At 44.1% G+C, this 839-nt stretch carries 1 protein-coding gene; it reads left to right on the top strand.

The window, feature by feature from the left end; genetic code table 11:
• A partial coding sequence (locus tag CZ367_RS14000; protein ID WP_144006048.1) for a transposase occupies window positions 1–666 on the top strand: 666 nt, incomplete at its 5' end.
• Window positions 667–839 lie beyond the last annotated feature (173 nt).

Raw genomic sequence — 839 nt, 5'->3', positions numbered from 1 at the left:
GACGGCAAGGATGCGGGTACATTCGAGGCTTTCCGCAAGGCTCTTGTCGAGAAGAAGGGTAAGATAGAGAATATCGAGGCAATCAGTATGGACATGTCCAAGTCGTTCATATCAGGAGCTTTGACACACTTTCCCAAGGCAGGGATTATATTTGACAAGTTCCATATCTTCAAGGCTCTCAACGAGGCTGTCGACACGGTACGCAAGCTGGAACATACGGATACCAGACTGCTCAAGGGACATCGGTTCACGCTGCTGTACAACAAAAAGAATCTCTCGGAGAAAAAGGCGATGGAATTAGAGACCATACTGCTGACATATCCAACCATTGGCAAAGCTTATGGTTTCAAGGAATCTTTCGCAGATATATTCAACGAATGTACAAAGGATTCCGTGGAAAGGCTTGAACGGTGGTGCAAGATGGTAGAGGAATCTGCCATCAAGCCCATGACAGACTTTGTGGCGATGGTCAGATCGCACATGTTCGGCATAAAGAATCTCTTTGCAATGAGGGAGGTCAATAATGGAATCCTTGAGGGACTTAACTCACAAATACAACTCGCTAAAAAGAGGGCAAGAGGATTTGTCAATACAGAAAACTTTAAGTATATGGTCTACTTCGTAACAGGTGGATTAAAACTCGATTACCCACATGAAACGTTATAGACCCATTCCGGCTCTATAACGAATCGTGTGGGTAGGTATCGAATATTTCTCGTCAAAATGTTACCTTTGCAAAATGAATAGTACCGAGATATTTACAATGGCATTAGGCCTGTCAGAACCTTGGACAGTATCCAAGATTGAGTTTATTGATGGCGAGCATTCCGCCAAGGAGC

The sequence above is a fragment of the Prevotella ihumii genome (assembly GCF_900155655.1).
Classification (GTDB): domain Bacteria; phylum Bacteroidota; class Bacteroidia; order Bacteroidales; family Bacteroidaceae; genus Prevotella; species Prevotella ihumii.
The sequence above is the reverse complement of the archived record's forward strand: the minus strand, read 5'-3'. Positions and strand labels throughout refer to the sequence as shown.